Source organism: Segatella copri (assembly GCF_024330485.1).
Classification (GTDB): domain Bacteria; phylum Bacteroidota; class Bacteroidia; order Bacteroidales; family Bacteroidaceae; genus Prevotella; species Prevotella copri_L.
Genome location: NZ_JANDWX010000111.1, coordinates 1 through 647, shown reverse-complemented (window position 1 = coordinate 647; position 647 = coordinate 1). Strand labels below are relative to the sequence as shown.

At 48.5% G+C, this 647-nt stretch carries 1 protein-coding gene and 1 pseudogene; one reads left to right on the top strand and one right to left on the bottom strand.

The features are described 5' to 3' along the window. A partial coding sequence (locus NNC77_RS16590) for a helix-turn-helix domain-containing protein (protein WP_254986914.1) occupies window positions 1-279 on the top strand: 279 nt, incomplete at its 5' end. Between the two features lie 232 nt (window positions 280-511). Here NNC77_RS16590 and NNC77_RS16585 read toward each other — a convergent pair. Beyond that, window positions 512-647, bottom strand: a pseudogene (locus NNC77_RS16585) (site-specific integrase); the annotation flags it as partial.

Sequence of the window (647 nt, the reverse complement as noted above, 5' to 3'; positions counted from 1 at the left end):
GAGTGGATGAACCACATCGTGAACCACCTCAACCGAATGGTTGACAATTTTGAACGTGCCGTGATGAACTACCGCCCCATGCTTGGCGGTGAGCGGTTCATGACGGACAAGGAGCTTTGCGCCAGGCTGCAACTGAGCCGAAGAACCCTGCAGGACTACCGAAACAACGGTGTCATCCCGTATATCCAGCTTGGCGGAAAGATTCTCTACCGCGAGTCCGACATTCAGAAGATTCTGATGGCTAACTATCGTGAAGCGTACAGAATGAAAAGTGTGTAGGAGAATGTCCTTGATGAGTGGGTGAAATGAACAAGGCGACAACGTATAACTTACCGAGTGTGGCTGTTATAGGTTGTCGCCTCATTTTATTGGCTATACCGAGTTGGTCGTGTTTGCCGGGTATTATTTGTGTTACCTGTATAAATCTAATACCATGCTAAAACACACTGCGGAGGTTCGCCCTAGTGGCTGGAGGCGCAAAGCCTCCAAGGAACGTTGCTTTATGGCAGGTCTATGCCATTGGATTTTTGTTCCTTTCTCGCTTGGCAATAAGCTTATCCATGTCATTTGAAATCTTCTGCTCCGTCACCTGCGCATAGACCTGTGTGCTTGTAATGTCTGCGTGTCCCATCATCTTGGCTATGCTG